Source organism: Amycolatopsis sp. WQ 127309, assembly GCF_023023025.1.
Lineage (GTDB): Bacteria > Actinomycetota > Actinomycetes > Mycobacteriales > Pseudonocardiaceae > Amycolatopsis.
The window spans coordinates 3,526,072-3,545,572 of sequence record NZ_CP095481.1 but is presented as its reverse complement, the minus strand read 5'-3'; the positions used below and the strand labels follow the sequence as shown (position 1 = coordinate 3,545,572).

Annotated in this window: 23 protein-coding genes; 10 read left to right on the top strand and 13 right to left on the bottom strand. The window is 69.9% G+C overall.

What is annotated here, in order from left to right; all coding sequences use genetic code 11:
• Window positions 1-160 precede the first annotated feature (160 nt).
• Complete coding sequence (locus MUY22_RS16655; protein WP_247060752.1) at window positions 161-1,126, top strand: hypothetical protein; 966 nt, start codon at window positions 161-163, stop codon at window positions 1,124-1,126.
• Window positions 1,127-1,188: 62 nt separating this feature from the next.
• Here the strand turns inward: MUY22_RS16655 and MUY22_RS16650 are convergent, their stop codons facing one another.
• Together MUY22_RS16650 and MUY22_RS16645 are read right to left on the bottom strand one after the other, a co-directional pair.
• Window positions 1,189-2,583 carry a S8 family serine peptidase gene (locus tag MUY22_RS16650; protein WP_247060750.1) on the bottom strand — a complete coding sequence of 465 codons (1,395 nt, stop codon included), beginning with the start codon at window positions 2,581-2,583 and terminating at the stop codon, window positions 1,189-1,191.
• A gap of 63 nt (window positions 2,584-2,646) precedes the next feature.
• Complete coding sequence (locus MUY22_RS16645) at window positions 2,647-2,883, bottom strand: SCO4848 family membrane protein (RefSeq protein WP_247060748.1); 237 nt, start codon at window positions 2,881-2,883, stop codon at window positions 2,647-2,649.
• A 43-nt stretch (window positions 2,884-2,926) separates the two neighbouring features.
• Here MUY22_RS16645 and MUY22_RS16640 point away from each other — a divergent pair, with 43 nt between their 5' ends.
• Entirely contained in the window at window positions 2,927-4,174 is a 1,248-nt protein-coding gene (locus MUY22_RS16640; RefSeq protein WP_247060747.1) for a D-alanyl-D-alanine carboxypeptidase family protein, read from the top strand.
• On the opposite strand, the gene MUY22_RS16635 is transcribed toward MUY22_RS16640, so the two are convergent.
• From MUY22_RS16635 to MUY22_RS16605, 7 genes are all read right to left on the bottom strand, one after another.
• A complete protein-coding gene (locus MUY22_RS16635; RefSeq protein ID WP_247060745.1) occupies window positions 4,171-4,617 on the bottom strand; it encodes a helix-turn-helix domain-containing protein in 447 nt (148 codons plus the stop codon). The genes MUY22_RS16640 and MUY22_RS16635 overlap by 4 nt on opposite strands.
• Window positions 4,614-5,615 (bottom strand): NADP-dependent oxidoreductase, encoded by a 1,002-nt coding sequence (locus tag MUY22_RS16630; protein ID WP_247060744.1) that lies wholly within the window; start codon window positions 5,613-5,615, stop codon window positions 4,614-4,616. Before MUY22_RS16630 ends, MUY22_RS16635 begins: the two co-directional genes overlap by 4 nt.
• 8 nt (window positions 5,616-5,623) lie before the next feature.
• Window positions 5,624-6,730: an acyl-CoA dehydrogenase family protein gene (locus tag MUY22_RS16625; protein ID WP_247060743.1), complete on the bottom strand. Its 1,107-nt coding sequence runs from the start codon at window positions 6,728-6,730 to the stop codon at window positions 5,624-5,626.
• Window positions 6,731-6,786: 56 nt separating this feature from the next.
• A complete protein-coding gene (yhjD, locus tag MUY22_RS16620) occupies window positions 6,787-7,800 on the bottom strand; it encodes an inner membrane protein YhjD (RefSeq protein WP_247060742.1) in 1,014 nt (337 codons plus the stop codon).
• Window positions 7,801-8,101: 301 nt separating this feature from the next.
• A complete protein-coding gene (locus MUY22_RS16615; protein ID WP_247060741.1) occupies window positions 8,102-8,611 on the bottom strand; it encodes an AAA family ATPase in 510 nt (169 codons plus the stop codon).
• A complete protein-coding gene (trpS, locus tag MUY22_RS16610) occupies window positions 8,608-9,639 on the bottom strand; it encodes a tryptophan--tRNA ligase (protein ID WP_247060740.1) in 1,032 nt (343 codons plus the stop codon). Before trpS ends, MUY22_RS16615 begins: the two co-directional genes overlap by 4 nt.
• A gap of 46 nt (window positions 9,640-9,685) precedes the next feature.
• Window positions 9,686-10,045, bottom strand: a complete 360-nt coding sequence (locus MUY22_RS16605; protein ID WP_247060739.1) for a hypothetical protein — start codon at window positions 10,043-10,045, stop codon at window positions 9,686-9,688.
• A 454-nt stretch (window positions 10,046-10,499) separates the two neighbouring features.
• On the opposite strand from MUY22_RS16605, the gene MUY22_RS16600 reads away from it, so the two are divergent.
• Window positions 10,500-11,237: a chitinase gene (locus MUY22_RS16600; protein WP_247060737.1), complete on the top strand. Its 738-nt coding sequence runs from the start codon at window positions 10,500-10,502 to the stop codon at window positions 11,235-11,237.
• A 54-nt stretch (window positions 11,238-11,291) separates the two neighbouring features.
• On the opposite strand, the gene MUY22_RS16595 is transcribed toward MUY22_RS16600, so the two are convergent.
• On the bottom strand, window positions 11,292-11,789 hold the full coding sequence (locus MUY22_RS16595) for a MarR family winged helix-turn-helix transcriptional regulator (RefSeq protein ID WP_247060736.1): 498 nt from the start codon (window positions 11,787-11,789) through the stop codon (window positions 11,292-11,294).
• Between the two features lie 64 nt (window positions 11,790-11,853).
• Between MUY22_RS16595 and MUY22_RS16590 the strand changes: the two genes are divergently transcribed.
• The gene (locus MUY22_RS16590; protein ID WP_247060735.1) at window positions 11,854-12,327 is read left to right on the top strand and encodes a cupin domain-containing protein; all 474 of its coding nucleotides are present in this window, start codon (window positions 11,854-11,856) and stop codon (window positions 12,325-12,327) included.
• On the opposite strand, the gene MUY22_RS16585 is transcribed toward MUY22_RS16590, so the two are convergent.
• Window positions 12,324-13,130, bottom strand: coding sequence for an exodeoxyribonuclease III (locus MUY22_RS16585; protein WP_247060734.1), 807 nt, complete (start codon window positions 13,128-13,130; stop codon window positions 12,324-12,326). The genes MUY22_RS16590 and MUY22_RS16585 overlap by 4 nt on opposite strands.
• Window positions 13,131-14,026: 896 nt before the next feature.
• Between MUY22_RS16585 and MUY22_RS16580 the strand changes: the two genes are divergently transcribed.
• Both MUY22_RS16580 and MUY22_RS16575 read left to right on the top strand, forming a co-directional pair.
• Entirely contained in the window at window positions 14,027-14,611 is a 585-nt protein-coding gene (locus MUY22_RS16580; protein WP_247060733.1) for a TetR/AcrR family transcriptional regulator, read from the top strand.
• A 79-nt stretch (window positions 14,612-14,690) separates the two neighbouring features.
• Window positions 14,691-15,239: a permease gene (locus MUY22_RS16575; RefSeq protein WP_247060732.1), complete on the top strand. Its 549-nt coding sequence runs from the start codon at window positions 14,691-14,693 to the stop codon at window positions 15,237-15,239.
• Between the two features lie 9 nt (window positions 15,240-15,248).
• Here the strand turns inward: MUY22_RS16575 and MUY22_RS16570 are convergent, their stop codons facing one another.
• Together MUY22_RS16570 and MUY22_RS16565 are read right to left on the bottom strand one after the other, a co-directional pair.
• Window positions 15,249-15,545 carry an SH3 domain-containing protein gene (locus tag MUY22_RS16570; protein WP_247060731.1) on the bottom strand — a complete coding sequence of 99 codons (297 nt, stop codon included), beginning with the start codon at window positions 15,543-15,545 and terminating at the stop codon, window positions 15,249-15,251.
• Window positions 15,546-15,746: 201 nt separating this feature from the next.
• Window positions 15,747-16,970 (bottom strand): NADP-dependent isocitrate dehydrogenase, encoded by a 1,224-nt coding sequence (locus MUY22_RS16565; RefSeq protein WP_247060730.1) that lies wholly within the window; start codon window positions 16,968-16,970, stop codon window positions 15,747-15,749.
• 258 nt (window positions 16,971-17,228) lie between these two features.
• On the opposite strand from MUY22_RS16565, the gene MUY22_RS16560 reads away from it, so the two are divergent.
• Genes MUY22_RS16560 through MUY22_RS16545 form a run of 4 tightly spaced genes read left to right on the top strand, consistent with a single transcriptional unit; the run spans window position 17,229 to window position 19,458 of the window.
• The gene (locus tag MUY22_RS16560; protein WP_247060728.1) at window positions 17,229-17,738 is read left to right on the top strand and encodes a hypothetical protein; all 510 of its coding nucleotides are present in this window, start codon (window positions 17,229-17,231) and stop codon (window positions 17,736-17,738) included.
• 25 nt (window positions 17,739-17,763) lie between these two features.
• On the top strand, window positions 17,764-18,144 hold the full coding sequence (locus tag MUY22_RS16555) for a DUF2203 domain-containing protein (protein ID WP_247060726.1): 381 nt from the start codon (window positions 17,764-17,766) through the stop codon (window positions 18,142-18,144).
• A gap of 10 nt (window positions 18,145-18,154) precedes the next feature.
• Window positions 18,155-18,754 (top strand): class I SAM-dependent methyltransferase, encoded by a 600-nt coding sequence (locus MUY22_RS16550; RefSeq protein ID WP_247060724.1) that lies wholly within the window; start codon window positions 18,155-18,157, stop codon window positions 18,752-18,754.
• Window positions 18,751-19,458, top strand: a complete 708-nt coding sequence (locus MUY22_RS16545; RefSeq protein WP_247060722.1) for a hypothetical protein — start codon at window positions 18,751-18,753, stop codon at window positions 19,456-19,458. Before MUY22_RS16550 ends, MUY22_RS16545 begins: the two co-directional genes overlap by 4 nt.
• Window positions 19,459-19,501: the final 43 nt, after the last annotated feature.

Sequence of the window (19,501 nt, the reverse complement as noted above, 5' to 3'; positions counted from 1 at the left end):
CCTGCCGCGGCTTTAAAGCCGTGAAGGCCTCCTTACCGGCTCTTATGGCCGGGAAGGAGGCCTTCACGGCTTTCGGCAGTTATCCACAGGGGGTGGGTTATCCACAGGTAGTGGCAGTGGGGCTGGTCGGTTGGGGCAGTGCGGCTACACGATGTGTGGCATGCCTAAACGAGGACGGTGGGAACTTCACCCGGAACTGCTGCGCGAACGAAGCCGCGACGGCGTTGTGCGTGTCACGGACCTGGAAGCTGTCGGCATCGACAGCAAGACCGCCTACCGCAAATGCCTTCCCGGGGGCCAATGGCGAAGGCTGCTGCCTGGCGTAGTCCAGCTGCACAACCACGATCCGACCACGGATCAGCGTGCGACAGCGGCCTTGCTCTACGCCGGGGCGGGCGCGCAGATCACCGGTGTGGAATCCTGCCGGCGCCAAGGCATGCGGTCGGCTCAGCTGCCCGCCACCCACGACCTGCATCTGCTGATTCCCCATGAGCGCAAGATTCGGAGCACCGACTTCGTCACCGTCGAACGCACGCTCCGGCTGCCGGCACCGACTATCAGGAACGAATTCCCGCTGGCGCCGCTGACCCGCGCCACCACTGATGTGCTTCGCCGGCTCTACGACGACGAGATATGTACTCAGGTGCTGATCGAAGCAATCCAACGCGGACGCTGCACACCGGAGATGCTGCTCCGGGAGTTGAACAACGGCAGTCAGCGAGGAACAGCGATCCCGCGGCGGCTCCTGATGGAATGGACAACCGTCCGTTCCATGGCCGAAGCCCACGCGAAGCGGTTGAGCAGTCGACTGGCGAATCCGCCCAGCCATTGGAACGTCGATGTCCACGACGCGGCAGGCAGGTACGTCGCCTGCCCTGACGGCTGGTGGGACGACGTGGGCCTCGCATGGGAGATCGACTCGTTCGAGTTTCACTTCGCGCGCGGCGACTACGCCCGCACGCTTGATCGGAACACCCGGTACGCGGCAGCCGGCATCCCAGTCGTCCAGACACTGCCGTCCGAACTGACTCACAACCCGGCAGGCGTGCTCGTGAAACTGGAAGCCGCCCACCTCGCCGCCAAGGCCCGCCCACGACCGGCCGTGCACCTGACCCGCGTCGCCTGAAAGCCGTGAAGGCCTCCTTACCGGCCATAAGAGCCGGTAAGGAGGCCTTCACGGCTTTGGAACTAGCGGACTGCGTCTAGCGCGTTTACCTGGCCGTGGCCGTAGTAGGAGTTGTCGCGTGTCGGGCCGGAGCACGTCGCCTCGGCTGTTGGGCAGGCCACCGGGTCTGCCTCGCCCGTCAGGAACCGGGACAGCAGCTGCGGCGGGATGCCGCGGAACCGCGAAGCCAGCAAAGCCGCGACGCCCGCCGCGTGCGGGGACGCCATCGAAGTGCCGCACTTCGAGCCGTACTGGCCGCCGAAGACCGTTGATGACAGCGGGCACGCCGGGCCGGCACCGGCGGGCGGGGTCTGGGCGAAGTCGCCACCCGGAGCCGTTACGTCGATCTCGCCGTAGTTGCTGAACGACGACTTCGTGCCCGCGTAGCCCACCGAGGACACCGTCACCACCCCGTCGATCGCCTTCGGGAGGATGCCGCACGACGAATCCACCGGGTGGGGGCGGTTCGGGTCCGTGGTCTGCGTTGTCGTGTCGAAGCCCGAGTTGCCCGCCGCCGAGATGTTCAGGACCCCGTGGTGCGTCGAGTAGGTGATCGCGCGGCGGACCGCTTCGTACGCCGCCGCGTCGCCCGGCTCGCGGGAGCAGAAGAACATGCCCGGGTCGATGTAGTAGCTGTTGTTCGTCACCGGGAAGCCGTGCTTCGCCGCCCAGACGAAGCCGCAGACCGCGGACTCCGGGAAGATGTAGCCGTCGTCGTTGACGACCTTCACCGACGCCAGACGAACACCCGGCGCGATGCCCGTGAAGCCCGCCGCCGGGTCCTTGCCCGCGATCGTGCCCGCGACGTGCGTTCCGTGGTCGGACGTCGTCGGCGCCCACGACGCCGGCGTCAGGTCCGGCGCGCCCGTGATGCAGCCCGCCGACTCCGACGGGGAAATCGCAGCCTTGAGAGCCGGGTGCGTGGCGCCGATGCCCGAGTCCAGGACGCCGACCGTCACCGCGCGGCTGCCCTGGTACTTCTTGTTGGCCTCCGGCGCGTGGATCGCCTTCATGTCCCACTGCTGCGCCGACAGGTCACCCGCGGCGGCCACCGACTGGGTGTCCTCCAGCGTCCGGACCGCGCCGAGAGACGACCGGGCCGCACCGGCGGAGGCGACGTCCTTGCCGCCCGAGTACGCCCGGTAGACGCCGATCTTCTGCTGGAAGTCCGCGTTGCGCGAGCTGGCGATCGCGACGCCGATCTCGCCGTAGTACGCCACCTTCGTGCCGCACTTCGCGGCCAGCTCCTTGTCGACGGCCGACGCGCGGGTGCCCGGCTGGTAGGTCACGACGTACGTGTAGGCCGTGCTCATGGTGTCGCAGGCGACCGGGGCGGCCTCGGCGGCCGGCGCGGCGGCCAGCAGGCCACCCCCGACGACCAGCGCCAGCGGAGCCGCCATTCGGCGTAAACGGGACATTCCACCTCCATGTTCGGTGGCGTCAACCTAAACCGAGGGGCAACCGGGCGCCACCGACCAAAGTCAGGAGGCGACGCGAGCCGCACGCACGCCGCGCCAGCCCAGCACCCCGATGAGCGTGCCCAGCACGAACGACACGACCGTCAGCACGGCGTGCACGACGAAGTACGCGGTCGGCGAGCCGTCCGGCGTCCACGACTGGTCGCTCGCCCACAGGTTCTTGGCGAAGGTGATCCAGATGATCCACGACCACACGCCGAAGGCCAGCAGGAACAGCGAGGTGCGCTTGGAAATCCGCATGCCCCTGAGTATGCGCGGGCCGCGGCGACGCTAGATTGCGTGGGTGCACTCCGTCGCCTCCCGGTCGCTCAAGGTCTTCACGACGACGCTCACCGCCGGTCTCCTGGCCCTGGGCACGCCGGTCCTCGCGGCCGCCGCGCCGCCGCAAGGAGCGCAGTGCGCGAACCACCAAGCGCCGCCGCCCGCGGTCGACACGTCGGAGCGGCCCGCGCCCGGCCGGGCGGCGCCCGCGGCGCTGCCGGTGCCCAGCGTGCCCGTCGGCGGCCCGCGGCTGGCCGAGTGCGGCCTCGTCACCCCGGACGGCGCGCTCAACCCGCCGGACGGCAACACCGCCGCGTCCTGGGTGCTGCAGGACCTCGACACCGGCGCGATCATCGCGGCGAAGGACCCGCACGCCCGGCAGCGGCCGGCGTCGCTGATCAAGACGCTGCTCGCGCTCGTCGTCGTCACCCAGCTCAAGCCCGAGCAGGTGCTCGTCGCGACGAAGGAGGACGCCGAGCAGGAGTGCACCTGCGTCGGCATCGTCGCCGGCGGCGGCTACACCGTCGACCAGCTGCTCCACGGCCTGCTGATGCACTCGGGCAACGACGTCGCGCACGCGTTCGCCACGGCGCTCGGCGGGGTCGACGCCACCGTCACGAAGATGAACGCGATGGCCGTCCGCATCGGCGCCCTCGACACCCGCGCCGCGACACCGTCGGGGCTCGACGGGCCGGGCATGTCGACGTCGGCCTACGACCTGAGCCTGATCTTCCACTACGCGATGAAGCAGCCGGAGTTCGCGAAGGCCGTCGCGACGAAGGACTTCGAGATCCCGCCGGCCGGCGGCAAGCCGGCCATCCCGGTGTACAACGACAACAAGCTGCTCGGCGTCTACCCGGGCTTCCTCGGCGGCAAGACCGGGTTCACCGACGACGCCCGCCACACCTACGTCGGCGCGGCGCAGCAGCAGGGCAAGCGGCTCGCCGTCGTCATGCTGCGCGCCGAGCAGAAGCCGACCAAGGTCGTCGACCAGGCGGGCAAGCTGCTCGACTACGGCTTCGCGCTGGAGGCCGACCACGCCGAGCCGGTCGGCCGGATCACCTACCAGCCGCCCGCGACGCCCGAGAGCGGCGAGCCGTCGATCCTGCCCGATGGCAGCACCGCGACCAACAGCGGGACGTCGACAGCTTCAGGCGCCAAGGACGACCCGTTCGGCGTCACCGGCTGGATCATCACGCTGGTGGTGTTCCTGATCATCGTCGGCGCGTTCGTGGTCGGGCACCAGCGCAAGAAGGCCGCGGGCAGCTAGCGGAACGCGGGCCCGGGCTCCGGGGTCACCTTGTCGGTGGCGATCGCGCCGCCGCAGTGCCCGCAGGCGACGTACGTCTCGGTGATCTCGCCGCAGTCGTTGTGCCGCAACAGGATCGGCGGCCCGTCCGGCCCGGCGAGGTGCTTGTCGCCCCACTGCATGAGCGTGACGACGGCGCCGAAGAGGTCACGGCCGGCCTGCGTCAGGTGGTACTCGGGCCGGTCCGGCACTTCCTCGACGCGCTCCAGCACACCCGCCTCGGCCAGCGTCTTGAGCCGCGCGGACAACGTCGGCCGCGGGATGGACAGGTTGCGCGCGAACTCGCCGTAGCGCCGGACGCCGAAGAACGACTCGCGCAGGATGAGCAGGCTCCACCGCTCCCCGACCAGGTCGAGCGCCCGGCCGACCGAGTCCGCCGTGAACCGGTGCCGGAGATCGGTCACAGCGCCAGCACCAGCTTGCCGGTGTTCTCGCCGCGGAACAGCTTGAGCAGCGTCTCGGGGAACTTCGCGATCCCGCCCGTGACGACGTCTTCGCGCGTCTTCAGCTTGCCTTCGCGCACCCAACCCGCCAGCGCTTCGATCGCCTCGGGGTACCGGTCGGCGTAGTCGGAGAAGACGAAACCGGTCATGGACGCGCGCTGCACCAGCAGCTGCATGTAGTTGGCCGGGCCGCGCGGGCCTTCGGTGCTGTTGTACTGCGAAACCGCGCCGCTCAGCACGATCCGGGCGCCGCGCGCGAGCCGGGCGAGGGCCGCTTCGAGGACGGCGCCGCCGACGTTGTCGAAGAAGACGTCGATCCCGTCGGGCGCGTGCTCCTTCAGGTCCGCGCGGAGGTTCCCGGCGCGGTGGTCGACGGCGGCGTCGAAGCCGTACTCCTCGACCAGCGTGCGGCACTTGTCCGGGCCACCCGCGATGCCGACGACGCGGCAGCCGTGGATCTTCGCCAGCTGGCCGGTGACGATGCCGACCGACCCGGCCGCCGCCGACACCACGACGGTCTGGCCCGGCTCCGGGCGGCCCACGTCGAAGAGCCCGAAGTACGCGGTGATGCCGCTGATCCCGAGCGTCCCGAGGAACGTCGGCGCCGGGGCGAGCGACGTGTCGACGACCTGGACGCCCCGGCCGTCCGAGACGGCGAAGTTCTGCACGCCGAACGTGCCGAACACGCTCTGCCCGGGCTTGAACCCGGCGTGGTTCGACTCGACGACCGTGCCGATCCCGGCGGCGCGCATGACCTCGCCGATCCCGACCGGCGGCACGTAGGAGCGGCCCGGGTTCATCCAGGTGCGCATGGCCGGGTCGAGCGACAGGTACTGGACCTCGACGAGGAACCGGCCGTCACCGGGCGACGGGACGGCGTCCTCGGTGTACTGCCAGTCGTCGTCCTTCGGCAGGCCGGACGGCCGGGCGGCGAGGCGGTACTGGGCGTTGACGGGCACGGGGCTCCTCAGAACTGTTCGGTGCGGGCCGGCACGCCCAGCAGCAGCTTGCCGGACAGCTCGAAGCTGGCCGGGTTGACTTGGAAGTGCGCGGTGGCCGTGTGCGCGTCGCGGAACCGGCGTTGCAGCGGTGACGTCTCGTAGATCGCCGCGCCGCCGGCGAGGTCGTACATGCTGTCGGCGACCTTCGCGGCCGTGCGCGTGGTGTGCGTCGCGGCGAGTCTCAAACCGAGCTTGAGCCGGTCCGGGACCGGGTCGGTGCCCTGCGCGGCCTGCCAGGCGTCATCGATGCTGGTGTAGAACAACAACCGCGCCGCGCGCAGGGCGGCTTCGGCCTCCGCGACGGCGGCCTGGGTCTGCGACCGCTCGGCCAGCGACCGGCTGGAGCCGAGCGGCTTGCGCGTCGACGCCAGCTCGATCAGGTCGTCGATCGCGCCGCGCGCGTTGCCCAGCGCGGCCGCGGCGACGGACAGCGCGAAGAAGCCGAAGAGCGGGAACCGGTGCAGCGCAACGGCTTCCTCGGGCGGCCCGCCCAGCACGGAGAAGACGCGGTGCTCCGGGACGAACAGGTCGTCGGCCACGCAGTCGTGGCTGCCGGTGCCGCGCAGGCCGTTGGTGTGCCAGGTGTCGAGCACCTCGATCCCGTCCTTCGGCAACGCGGCGACATACAACGCGCTTTCGTGCACGAACCCGGCGAAAAGCCAGTCGCAGTGCGGGATTCCGCTGCAGAACGGCCAGCGGCCGGAGACGACGTACCCGCCGTCGACTCTTCGGCCGGTCCCGCGCGGCGCCCAGACGCCCGCGGCGACCGTCCGGGGGTCGCCGAAGACCTCCTCGGCGCACTTCCGCGGGGCGTAGGCCGAGAGCAGGCTGCTCGTCACGGCGATCGAGACGCACCAGCCGGCCGACGCGTCACCGCGCGCGACCGTCTCCGCCGTCTCCAGGCTGACGGCGGGCGGCGCTTCGGGGCCGCCGAGGTGACCGGGGACGCCGCTGCGCAGGAGCCCGCCGTCGGTCAGCTTCGCGACCAGCTCGGCGGGCAGCGCGCGCTGCCGCTCGGTGACCGGCGCGAGCGTCTTGGCGAGCGCGGCACACTCGCGAGCGGCGTCCAGCATGAAACCTCCGGTTCAGAATTCTTACCGGTTCAGTTTCTTTACCGCGCGGGTCGCTGTCAAGACTTGCGACGGCCACCCAGCCACGCGAGCAGCGCCCCGGCGCCGAACGCCCCCGCGACGGTGCCGAGCCCCGGCCCGCGCTGCACGGTGACGCTCTGCTCGAGCCGCACCGGCGCCGGTGGCTGGACGATCTTGTGCTGGTTCTCCTTCGCAGTCGCCGTCCACGCCGTGATGAGCAGGAGGAAGCGCGAGACGAGGTTCGCGAACACGAGCAGCCCGATGACCGGCCCGAACAGCGCGGCCGACGGCGACTTCGTGACGCTGGCCAGGTAGATCGAGCCGACCTGCTGCAGGATGACGAACCCGATGGCGGCGACCACGGCGCCCTTGACGGCGCTGCGCAGCGCGACCTGCTCCCGCGGCAGCCGCGCGATCACCCAGAGGAACACGAGGGTGTTGGCGGCCAGGCCGAGCACGATCGTCGCCCCGCGAAGCAGGACGATCGCCCAGGTCGCGTGTTCGAGCCCGACGAGCTCTAGCAGGAACTGCCCCACACCGCCGCCGACAGCGGTCAGCGCGAAGGAGACGATGAGCGCGACCCCGAGGCCGATGAGCGCGACCAGGTCCTTGAGCGTCTGCTTGACGACCGGCTGCGGCTGCTTCTCCTGGCCCCACTGCGCGGTGAGCGCGTCGCGCAGGTTCGACATCCAGCCGATGCCGGAGTAGAGGGCGATGAGCAGGCCGAAGATCCCGATCCCGCCGCCGGAGTCCAGCGCGCCCTTGACGATGCCGTTGACGAGCTCCTTGAGGCCGTCCGGTACGGAGCTGTTGATGCCGTCGGTGATCTTCGTGATGATCGTCTGGTCGTGGTTGACGACCAGCCCGACCACGGCGAACGCCACCATGAACAGCGGGAACACCGACAGGACGCTGAAGTAGGTGATGGCGGCCGCGTAGTGGTTGCCGTACCGCTCGCTGAAGGCCTCGTTCGCCCGGATCAGGTGATCGAGCCACGGGTACTTCCGCCGCAGCCGCGGCAGGAGCTTTTCCTTCGTTTCTTCGTTCGCCACCGTGAAACGCTAACCACGCCGGGTGACTCCCGCAACGCGAGCGGCCTGCGTGAGGGAGGCGAGAAGGGCCTGGTAGGTCCGATCTTGATCACCGGCGGGCGCCGGGACGACCGTCATTCCCGGTCACAGCAACAGGGTTGTCCACACGGCTCGACAGTTGTGGACAACCCGGGCCCTCCGGACCACGAAACCTCGAATCGTCGGTGGGCGCCGATAGACTGGACGTGGGGACGCCCCCCAGGGATGGGTGGGGGCTGAGTTGGGGTCGACCCGACGGATCTCACAGCCGGTGGAACCCTCGTCACGCCTGGGCAAGAAGGGCGAGGAGGTTCTCGTAAGCGTCCTCCGCGCGTAGGGCCATCGCCCGCGGCCGGGTCTTCGCGAACGCGGCCACGGCGTCATACGCCTTGGCCAGCTCGGCCCTGGTGAGCGGCACAGCCGCCTCGACCTCCGACGACCCGCGTTCGGCGAAGCGGCGCAACGCCACTTCGCGGCCGGGCAGGAGCACGATCTCGTGGAAACTCGCACCCGTCTCACGGGCCAGCGCTTCGAGGCGCTCGGCGAACTCCGGCCGGGCCAGCAGCTGCGGCACGACGACGTCGTGACCGGCGGCGAGGTGTGTCCGGGCGGCGGCCGTCGCGAGGTCCCGGGCCAGCAGACCCGCCGGACCCGGCGACTCGCGCCAGCCGCCGATCAGCGCGCGGACGCGGTCGACGTCCAGGGCCAGCGCCGGCGGGTGGTCGTCGGCGTAGCGCCGGGCGAGCGTCGACTTGCCGCTGCCCGGCGGGCCGTTGAGCAGGATGAGCTTCACCGCACCGGCGGCAGGAACCCGATCCGCTGGTACGTCTTGGCCAGCGTCTTCGAGGCCACCTCGCGAGCGCGTTCCGCGCCCGCGGCGAGGACCTTGTCCAGCTCGGTCACATCGTCCAAATAGGACTTGACCCGATCCTGGATCGGCGTCACCCACTCGACGAAGACCTCGCCGAGGTCCTTCTTCAGGTCGCCGTAGCCCTTGCCTTCATAGGCAGCTTCGAGGTCCGGGATCGTGCGCTCGGCGAGCGCCGAGAAGATCGTCAGCAGGTTCGAGACACCCGCCTTGTTCTCGGCGTCGAACACGACCTCGCGGCCGGTGTCGGTGACCGCCGAGCGGATCTTCTTCGCCGAGCGCTTCGGGTCTTCGAGCAGCTCGACGAGACCGTTCGCGGCGGACGCCGACTTGCTCATCTTGCTCGTCGGGTCCTGCAGGTCGTAGATCTTGGCCGTGTCCTTGATGATGTACGGCTCGGGCACGACGAACGTCTTGCCCAGGCGGTTGTTGAAGCGCTGCGCGAGGTCGCGCGTCAGCTCCAGGTGCTGGCGCTGGTCCTCGCCGACCGGGACCGCGTCCGCCTGGTAGAGCAGGATGTCCGCGGCCTGCAGGATCGGGTAGGTGAACAGGCCGACGCTGGAGCGGTCGGAGCCCTGCTTCGCGGACTTGTCCTTGAACTGCGTCATCCGGCCGGCCTCGCCGAACCCGGTCTGGCACTCCATGACCCAGCTCAGCTGGGCGTGCTCCGGCACGTGGCTCTGCACGAACAGGGCACTGCGCTGCGGGTCGATGCCGATGGCGAGCAGCTGCGCGGCCGAGACGCGGGTGCGCTGGCGCAGCACCTTCGGGTCCTGCTCGACGGTGATCGCGTGCAGGTCGACCACGCAGTAGAACGGCTCGTGCGTGTCCTGCAGCCGCACCCACTGGCGCAGCGCGCCGAGGTAGTTGCCGAGGTGGAACGAGTCGGCGGTCGGCTGGATCCCGGACAGGACCCGCGGACGGCGGGCGGCTGCGATCTGCTCTTCGGACACGCTGGGATTCTTTCAGGCCGCGACGCACTGACGGCGTCGAGGGGCCTCAGGCGTGCGGGTGCGGGGCCAGGAACGGGCGCGTCGGACCGGTGTCGGGCTCGGACAGGACGGCCTCCGCCAGCGCCGTCACCGGGCCCGTGACCTCCGGGACGACCGGAACGGCCTCGACGATCTCGGCGGTGGAGCGGGTCTTGCGGCGCTGGCGCAGCACACCCAGCGTCATGCCGACGATGCCGAGCGCGACGGCGACCAGGCCGACCGGGCCCAGCACACCGAAGCTGTCGGTGGTGGTGTCGGCCTGCGCGGTCGTGACGTCGGCCAGCGCGACCCCACCGACGGCCAGCAGGCCGGCCGGGACGAGGGCGAGGACCGCGACGGCGCGGAACCCGCGCAGCGTGGACCGCATCAGGAGATGACCTGGGTTGCGCACCGGAGTGCCTCCCGCGAGTGACGAGCGAAACGCTCACCCAAATGAGTGAGACGCTGCGTGCTACTGGTCAAAAAACTACCGAGCGTGTCAAGGCCTGAGGACCCACTCGACTCGGGGGCCGAGACTAGCGCCCATCTCGTACCACGATCCGGGCACCCCCAGGGTTCACAGCGATCACCCGAACGGTGTTGCGGAAGACGGAACGCTCATACTCAGAGTAGACGCTGACCGATCGTTGTCCGGCCGTTGGTCACCCGTTCATCGCAACACCACCTCACGTTCTGCCGTTTACCGCAGTTCACACTGCTCCGATCGCGGCCTCTTCGCCATGACCCCGTTTCACTCGTTGGTGATTGGTCTATACCTCTTGGCACAGGCCCACACGGCTCGGTCGGACCGCGCACGACCGACACGACCAGAGGAGTCCCGTATGTCTTTCCCCCGGTTCCTGAAGCTCGCCGGAGTGGCGGTGAGCGCACTCGCCGCCACCGCCGCGGCCGTCGTGCTCCCCACCGCGACCGCGTCCGCCGCACCGGCCACTTCGGACGCCGCGTTCGTGGTCAGCGAGGCCCAGTTCGACCAGATCTTCCCGGGCCGCAACAGCTTCTACACCTACAGCGGCCTGACGGCGGCGCTCGACGCGTACCCCGGCTTCGCGAACACCGGTGACGACACCGTGAAGAAGCAGGAAGCGGCCGCGTTCCTGGCCAACGTCAACCACGAGACCGGCGGTCTCGTCTACGTCGTCGAGCAGAACACCGCGAACTACCCGCACTACTGCGACACCAGCCAGTCCTACGGCTGCCCGGCGGGCACCGCGGCCTACTACGGCCGCGGCCCGATCCAGCTGAGCTGGAACTTCAACTACAAGGCCGCGGGCGACTCGCTCGGCATCGACCTGCTGAACAACCCGTACCTGGTCGAGCAGGACGCGGCCGTCGCGTGGAAGACCGGCCTCTGGTACTGGAACACGCAGACCGGCCCGGGCACGATGACGCCGCACGACGCGATGGTGAACCAGCGCGGCTTCGGCGAGACCATCCGCAGCATCAACGGGTCCATCGAGTGCAACGGCGGCAACCCGGCGCAGGTCCAGAGCCGGGTCGACAAGTACACGCAGATCACCGGGATCCTCGGCGTGCCGACGGGTGACAACCTGTCCTGCTGACCTCCTCCGGCGCGGCGATCAGGGCCTTCCCCCGCGGGGAGGCCCTGATCGCGTTCACGGGGTGTCGTACTCCCGCAGCAGCTTGCGCAGGACGTCGTCGAGCAGGCCGAGTTCCTTGCCCCGCAACGAAGAGAGCAGCTCGGTGACGTTCGCGGTGTGCTCGGTCATCGCCGCGTCGACGACCTCGAAACCCTTGTCCGTCAAGCGGATGCGGAAACTGCGGCGGTCGTTCGGGTCGAGCGTGCGCTCGACGAACCCGGCGGCTTCGAGCCGGTCGAGGCGGCTCGTCATGCCGGCGCGGGACATCATCAGCGTCGCGGACAGCTCCGACGGGATCAGCGTGTAGGGCTTCCCGGAGCGGCGCAGCGCGGCCAGGACGTCGAACTCCCCGCGTTGCAGGCCGAACTTGCCGAAGACGCGCTCCTGCGCCGGGCCGAGCACGAGGCTCAGCCGGCTGAGCCGGCCGGCGACGCCGATGGCGGTCAGATCGAGGTCGGGCCGTTCGCGGGCCCACGCCGACACCACGGCGTCGACGGCGTCTTCGTCAGTCACCCGGGCAGTCTATTCGCTCCCAGATAGTTTGACAGCGAACTATCAGCCGTGGAACCATCTCGGTATGACAACTTTGCTGGTACGCCACGACGAAGCCGAACAGCTCGGCACCACGCCCGACACGATGACGCTGCTCGCCGACGTCTCCCGGACGGACGGGCACCTGAGCACCAACCGCGCGTCGCTGGGCCGCGGGCGCGACGGCGCGACGCCGCACTTCCACACGGCGTCGGCGGAGATGTTCTTCATGCTCGACGGGGAGCTGGAGGTCCTTCAGGACGACGAGGTGGTGACCGTGCGGACGGGTGACATGCTGTTCGTCCCGCCGCACACCACGCACGCCTTTGGCGCGTCTTCGCGGTCCGGCGCGGACGTGCTGATCGTGTTCACGCCCGGCGTCGAGCGGTTCGAGTACTTCCGGCTGATCGACCGCATCCGGCGCGGCGAGGCGTCACCGGCGGAGATCCTGGCGTCGCAGGAGCGGTTCGACAACCACTTCGTGGACAGCGAGACCTGGCGCGCCGCCCGCGCGGCCTAGATGTCGTAGGTGGCGGTGACGGGCGCGTGGTCGGACCAGCGCTGGTCGTAGGCGGCGGCGCGCTCGACGACGACGGACACGACCTTCTCGGCGAGCCCGGGGGTGGCGAGCTGGCAGTCGATGCGCCAGCCGGAGTCGTTGTCGAAGGCCTGGCCGCGGTAGGACCACCAGGTGTAGGGCCCGGGGCCGTCGGGATCGAGGCGCCGCTGGACGTCGGCGTAGCCGGCCTCGGTGTAGACGCGGCCGAGCCACTCGCGTTCCTCGGGCAGGAAACCGGAGTTCTTGCGGTTGCCGCGCCAGTTCTTGAGGTCGACGTTGCCGTAGGCGATGTTCCAGTCCCCGACGACGACAACTTCCCGGCCGTCGGCGGCGGCCTTGGCCCGCAGTTCGACGAGGTAGGGCAGGAACGCGGCCATGAAGCGTTCCTTTTCGTCCTGACGCTCGGTACCGACGTCCCCGCTGGGCAGGTAGAGACTCGCGACGACGACCTTCGGCAGGTGGACCTCGAGGTAACGCCCGCTGTCCTCGAACTCGGGCTCCCCGAAACCGACGCGGACGGCATCGGGCTCCACACGGCTGTAGACGGCGACGCCGTTGCGCCCCTTCGCGGCGGAGGGAGCGTGCGCCGCGAACCAGCCATCGGGGTCGACGACGCCCGCGGGAAGCTGCTCCGCGGTGGCGCGCACCTCTTGGCAGCAGACGACGTCGGCCTTGGTGGCGGCAAGCCACTCGACGAAGCCCTTTTTGGCGGCGGCGCGAAGGCCGTTGACGTTCACGGTGGAGACGGTCAGCACGAACAGCACGCTACCGGCCGGGGTGCGGGTGGCTGTGGTGCCGGGTCGGGAGTGTTGCGCGGGGGTGTGGTTGGGGGCGGGGTCGCGGGTCGCTCGGTGGCGCCGCGGCCCGCACTGAGTTCGACGGCGAAGTGCTGGTCGCGGAGGAAGATCTCACCATCGCGCTCTGACCCCCGTCAGAACCCGGTCCCCAGGCTCGATCCTCCTCCGGACCACGTGCACCTGCCGCCGGCCCTACTGCGCGATCGGCCAAGCGCAACGGACGCCGCTCCCCGAGCTACACCCGTCTCCACCTCGACGACATGCGCCACCTCGACAGTGCCGGCGAACCCCAGCCGCGTCGCGCTCCCCAGCGCAACGCCAGGCTTCGCCGATCACCGCTCGGCCCTGCCGCACCACGCTTCCCAGCGCCGCGCGCAGCCACCACCCGGCCCGCACTGCAGGCTCCCCGGCGCGCAATGCGAGGAGTGCCCAGCCGCAGGGCGACCGCCGCACACCGCGCTCCCAGCTCGGTGCGAAGCGTCCCGACCGCCCCTCGGCCGCGCTCCCCTAGGCAATGTCAGGCGTTTCCCGGCAACCGCACGGCGTCCGCATCGCGCTCCCCAGCTCGACGCGAGCGTCCCCCGGCAACCGCCCAGCCCCACCACGCCGCGCTCCCCAGCGCCGCGCGCAGTCGCCCCTGCAGCCGGCTCCAGCGCCCGCGGAACTCCCCCTGGAGACCCCGCGGACACGTCCGCCACCCCGGCGCACCTCACCTCCCAAACACCGCTCCTCCCCCGGCGAACCACCCGCCGACCTGCGTTTTCCGACGGGATCAGTTCTAACACCCACCACCGACAATAAACGGGCCTTGACCCCACAAGCTACGAGCCTTAGCTTTAAGGCTATGCCAAGTAGCCAGAGTCATGTCGCCTAGGGCCGGGCTCACCACCAAAACCGTCGTCGATCTTGCGCTCGTCCTCGTCGACGAGCACGGGCCCGACGAGCTGACCCTCGCCAAGGTCGCCGAGCGGGCCGGGGTGGCCGCGCCCTCGCTCTACAAGCACGTCAAGAACCTCGCCGACCTGCGGCGGCTCGTCGATCTGCGGGTGGTTCAGGAGATGGCCGACGTCCTGCGCACCGCCGCCACCGGGCGCGCGGGGGACCAAGCCGTCGGGGCGCTCGCCGACGGTTATCGCGGCTACCTGCGGGAACACCCGCGCCGGACCGGTGCTCTCACCGCCGATCCGGACCGGGGGGACGTCGAACTGAGCACCGCGACCCACGCCGTCGCCGAGGTCGTCTTCGCCGTGCTCCGGCCCTTCGGCTTCGACCACGCGCGGTCCGTGCACGCGACGCGCTGTCTTCGCGCCGCCGTCCACGGCTTCGCCGGGCTCGAGGCCTCCGGCGGCTTCGGGCGGCCCGAAGACGTCGACGAGAGCTTCGAAGTCCTCAAGACCATGCTCGTCCAAGGCCTGAAAACCTATGCGGAGAAAGAGAATCCACGATGACCTTCATCATCGCCGTGCTCCTGTTCACCGTCGGGCTCGGTGTGCTCGACGCCCGCTTCCCCTGGACGGAGGCCCGCCGATGATCGCCGGGCACTTCGGGCTGGCGGCCGCGGTCAAGGCCGGCCGCCCGGCCATTCCCGTGTGGACGCTCATGCTCGCCACCGCGTGGCTGGACGTCGTGTTCGTGCCGCTCTACCTCTCCGGCGTCGAGACGATCGACGGCGAAGGGTACGGCGGCGGCGTCATCCACGCCGACTACACGCACTCCCTCGTCGGCGCGCTCGTGCTCGCCGCGTTGTTCGGCGCCGTCGCCGCGTGGCGGCTCGGCCGGGAAGCCGGCCTGGTCCTCGGCGGCGTCGTGTTCTCGCACTGGCTGCTCGACCTCGTCGTGCACCGCGCCGACCTGCCGATCCTGCCCGGCAACGCGGGCGACCTGCCGACGTTCGGCTTCGGGCTCTGGCGGCTGCCCGCCGTCTCGGCCGTCGTCGAACTGCTGATGCTGGTGATCGGCATCGGCCTCTACTGGCGCGCCGCGGCCAAGCGCGACCCGAAACGCGCGCGGGTGCTGGGGCTGACCGCCGCGCTGTGCGGCGTCATCACCCTCGGCACCGACCTCCTGGGCGTCTGACCGGGACGATCAGCAGGCGGACCCGGCGACCGGCTCGGTGAACGCGGCGGCGACCCACTTGTCGTCGGCCACCTTCCGGAAGCCGTTCTGGACACCCGGCAGCGCGTCGAACTGGGCGTCACGCAGGTACTTCCCGACGACCTTCGCGTTGCCGTCGGCGGCTTCGCGGGCGTTGAGGACGTCCGCGATCACCGTGACCTTGCAGCCGGTGGTCGACGCCCCGGACGCCTGCTTGTTCGTGTTCAACGCGTAGATGACGATGACCGCGACGATGGCACCGACGATGATCAGCGTTTTCTTCGACATACGAGGACCACGCCTTCCTTCACCACGAATCCCGTCCTGCACGCCAGGGTAGGCAATCCTTTACCCAGACGAACAGCGCCGGGCGGCGTAACCACCCGGAGGCGCCAATCAAGGCCCTCCGACGGTTACGCAGTGTGCTCGGCCGAACCACGCGAAAGCCCCCTTCCCGACATTCCGGGAAGGGGGCTTTCGTCCGATCGATCAGCCCTGGGCGATCTTCTTGGCCAGGTTGTCGTCCAGCGTCGCGAGGAACTCCTCGGTCGTCTGGAACGGCTGGTCCTTGCTGATGAGCAGCGCCAGGTCCTTCGTCATCTGGCCGGACTCGACCGTCTCGACGACGACCTCTTCCAGCTTGTTCGCGAAGCCGATGAGCTCCTGGTTACCGTCCAGCTTGCCGCGGTGCTCGAGGCCGCGGGTCCAGGCGTAGATCGACGCGATCGGGTTCGTCGACGTCGGCTTGCCCTGCTGGTGCTGGCGGTAGTGCCGGGTGACCGTGCCGTGCGCGGCCTCGGCCTCGACGGTCCGGCCGTCCGGCGTGCGCAGCACCGACGTCATCAGGCCGAGCGAGCCGAAGCCCTGCGCGACCGTGTCGGACTGGACGTCACCGTCGTAGTTCTTGCACGCCCAGACGTAGCCGCCCTCCCACTTCATCGCCGCGGCGACCATGTCGTCGATCAGGCGGTGCTCGTAGGAGATGCCCTTGGCGTCGAAGTCGGCCTTGAACTCGGCCTGGAAGATCTCCTCGAAGACGTCCTTGAACTGGCCGTCGTAGGCCTTGAGGATCGTGTTCTTGGTGGAGAGGTACACCGGCAGGCCGCGGTCGAGGCCGTACTGGAGCGAGGCGCGCGCGAAGTCCTCGATCGACTTCTTGTAGTTGTACATCCCCATGGCGACGCCGCCGCCCTCGGGGAACTTCGCGACCTCGAACTCCATCGGCTCGGAGCCGTCGTCCGGGGTGTAGCTGATGGTCAGCGTGCCCGGGCCGGGGACCTTGAAGTTGGTCGCCTTGTACTGGTCGCCGTGGGCGTGGCGGCCGATGATGATCGGCTTCGTCCACGTCGGCACCAGCCGCGGGATGTTCTGGATGACGATCGGCTCGCGGAAGATCACGCCACCGAGGATGTTGCGGATGGTCCCGTTCGGGGACAGCCACATCTTCTTGAGGCCGAACTCTTCGACGCGCGCTTCGTCCGGGGTGATCGTGGCGCACTTGACGCCGACGCCGTGCTTCTTGATGGCGTTCGCGGAGTCGATGGTGACCTGGTCGTCGGTGCGGTCCCGCTCCTCGATACCCAGGTCGTAGTAGTCCAGGTTCACGTCCAGGTACGGGTGGATCAGCTTGTCCTTGATGAACTGCCAGATAATGCGGGTCATCTCATCGCCGTCGAGTTCGACGACGGTGCCCTGGACCTTGATCTTGGCCATGAGCAGCGGTGCTCCTTCCGCGGATCTTCGCGTTCTTCTTTTAAGTCTCGCCGGTAGCGGTACAAGCGTACTGCTTGACGCGGCTGGATGGTTCAAGTAGTGGTCGGCATCAAGTCTCCACCCGTGGATTGTGGCCGGGATCACCGGGCACGACCTGCCGGTCACCCGATCCGACCGCTCGCCGAGCGATCGTCGCGCCGATGGGGTGAACCAGGGCACGATGCCATCCGTGAACTCATCATGCGGGAGGTGACGGCCATGTCGACCCATCGGTACGCCGAATACGAAGACGAATACGACGACTACGACGACACCCCGGACGTGCTCGAAGAACGGCCGCGCCGCGGCGTCGCCCACCTGGTGAGCGCACTGGGCGGGCTCCTGCTCACCCCGGTCGCGCTGGGTCTGCTGAGCTGGGGCGGGCTGCGGCAGCAGCAGCTGATCCAGGCCACCCTGAGCACCAACCGCGACCCGCTCGGCATCGCGCTGCTGGCCGGTGGCGCGATCCTGCTGCTGCTCGTCGCCGCGCTCGGCGCGCTGTCCGCCGCCGGCCCGATCCTGGGCGGGCTGATCTACGGCGTGCTGCCCGGCGTCGCCGCGATGGCCGTGCCCGAATGGGGCTTCAAGCTGGTGAACCTGATGCCGAAGAGCGACATCGCCTACGGCGTCATGGACTTCCTGTTCATCGGCGGGCTGCTGGGGGTCGGCTTCCTGCTCGTCGGCAGCGGGCTGGCCAACGCGCTGGTCCGGCGGCGCCGCGAAGCCTGACGCGCGCCGGTGGCAAAATCGGCGGATGGGACTGTTCACCGTCGCGGAAGCGTGTGACGAACTGGCGCGGCTGCGGCCGGTCCTCGACGAGCTGGTGCGCGTCCGCGCCGACGCGGCCGAGCTCGCCGCGTCACTGCGGCCGGGCGGCCGCGCGACGGTGCTGGGCGGGCTGCCCGAGTGGAAGGCCGCGCAGGCCCGGCTCGACGACCTGATGACGACGGTGCAGCACACCGGCGCCGAGCTGAAGGGCTTCGCGCCGCTGCTGGTCGACTTCCCGGCCGAGCTGGACGGCGTCGACGTCCTGCTGTGCTGGCTGGAAGGCGATCCGGAGATGGGCTGGTACCACCGCACGGACCTGGGGTTCGCGGGCCGCCGGCGACTGAAAACCGCTGGTCCGCCCGGCTAGGTTGGGTGCTGTGGACCACGACACCAGAGCCGATTTCTTCGACAGCACAGCCGAGAACTACGACGAAGACACCTTCCACGCTTCGGTGGCGGAAGCGCTGGTCCTACCCCTGCCGGAGGGGCCTGAGCTGGTCCTCGACGTCGCGTGCGGGACGGGCTTCGCGGCGTACGCGGCGTTGCGGCTGAAGCCCTCGCGGGTGCTCGCCGTGGACCTGTCGCCGGCGATGCTCGCGCGGGCCGAGGCGAAGGCGCCTTCACAGGACCCGTCGGGGGTGATCACGTGGCAGGCCGGACCGGCGGTCCCGATGCCGGTCGAGGACCACACGGCCGACGTCGTGCTGTGCGCGTCGTCGCTGCACTTCCTGGGCGCGGTGGCCTTCGCCGACTGGCGCCGCGTGCTGCGCCCGGGCGGCCGGCTGGCGTTCTCGGTGGTGTCGGGGCTGCGGTTCCGGCCGTCGGGGCAGTTCGAGGCGTTCGTCCCGCGGGACCTCACGTTCCCGACGGACGAAACCGAGGCGGCGGCGCTGGCCGCGGGGTTCGTGGACGTCTCGGCGACGACGTTCGCGGTCGGGACGCGAAGTGTGTTCGTGGTGCACGCGACGGCCCCGTGAATCTCGACCTGGCACGGTTCGCCGACGGTCGTCTGACGGCGGTCACGACGGACGGGAGCCGCGTCTCGCTGCGGTTGGAAGCGCACACCGGCGGCCGGTTCGTGCCCGGCGAGGTTTCCGTCTTCGAGGTCTACGAGCTGAGTACCGACCGCGGCGAGCTGGCGATGGCCGGGCCGCCGGCCGCGGACCACACGATGGAGGAACCGTCGTGCTGGGAAGCCGACGGGCTGACGACGGCCGAGTTCTTCGCGCCCCTCCGGATCCGCGTGACGGCTTCCGCGTTCGAGTTGACGCTGCTGCGGACGGACCGTCGGCCGGTGCTGCCGGAACCGAGCGCAAACGCTTGCACCTTGCGGCTCACCGCCCCGCTGGATCCCGCGCGGTGGCAGGAGGCGCTCGGCCCCACGGTGGCCTGGCGGATTCTCGGCGGCGACGCGGGCACACCCGCCGATCCCGACGGCTGGTTCCTCCAGCGCCGGGACCGGCTGGCGACGTCCCGCACCGGCGTCTTCTGCCGGACAGCCGGGGGCCGCGTGACCCTCGATCGGCACGACGCCGATGACGAGCTGTGGCAGGCCGTCAGGCTGCTCGCCGCCGAGAGCGCGAGCCGCGTGTGGTGCGGGAACTGCGTGTTCGCCCCGGCCGACTGGGTCACCTGGCTGACGACCGGGGCACTGCCCCCGCTGGAGCGGCTCGTGCCGTGAGGGGCACCTTCAGGGACCTAAGCGCCCTGGGGGTGCCCCTCAT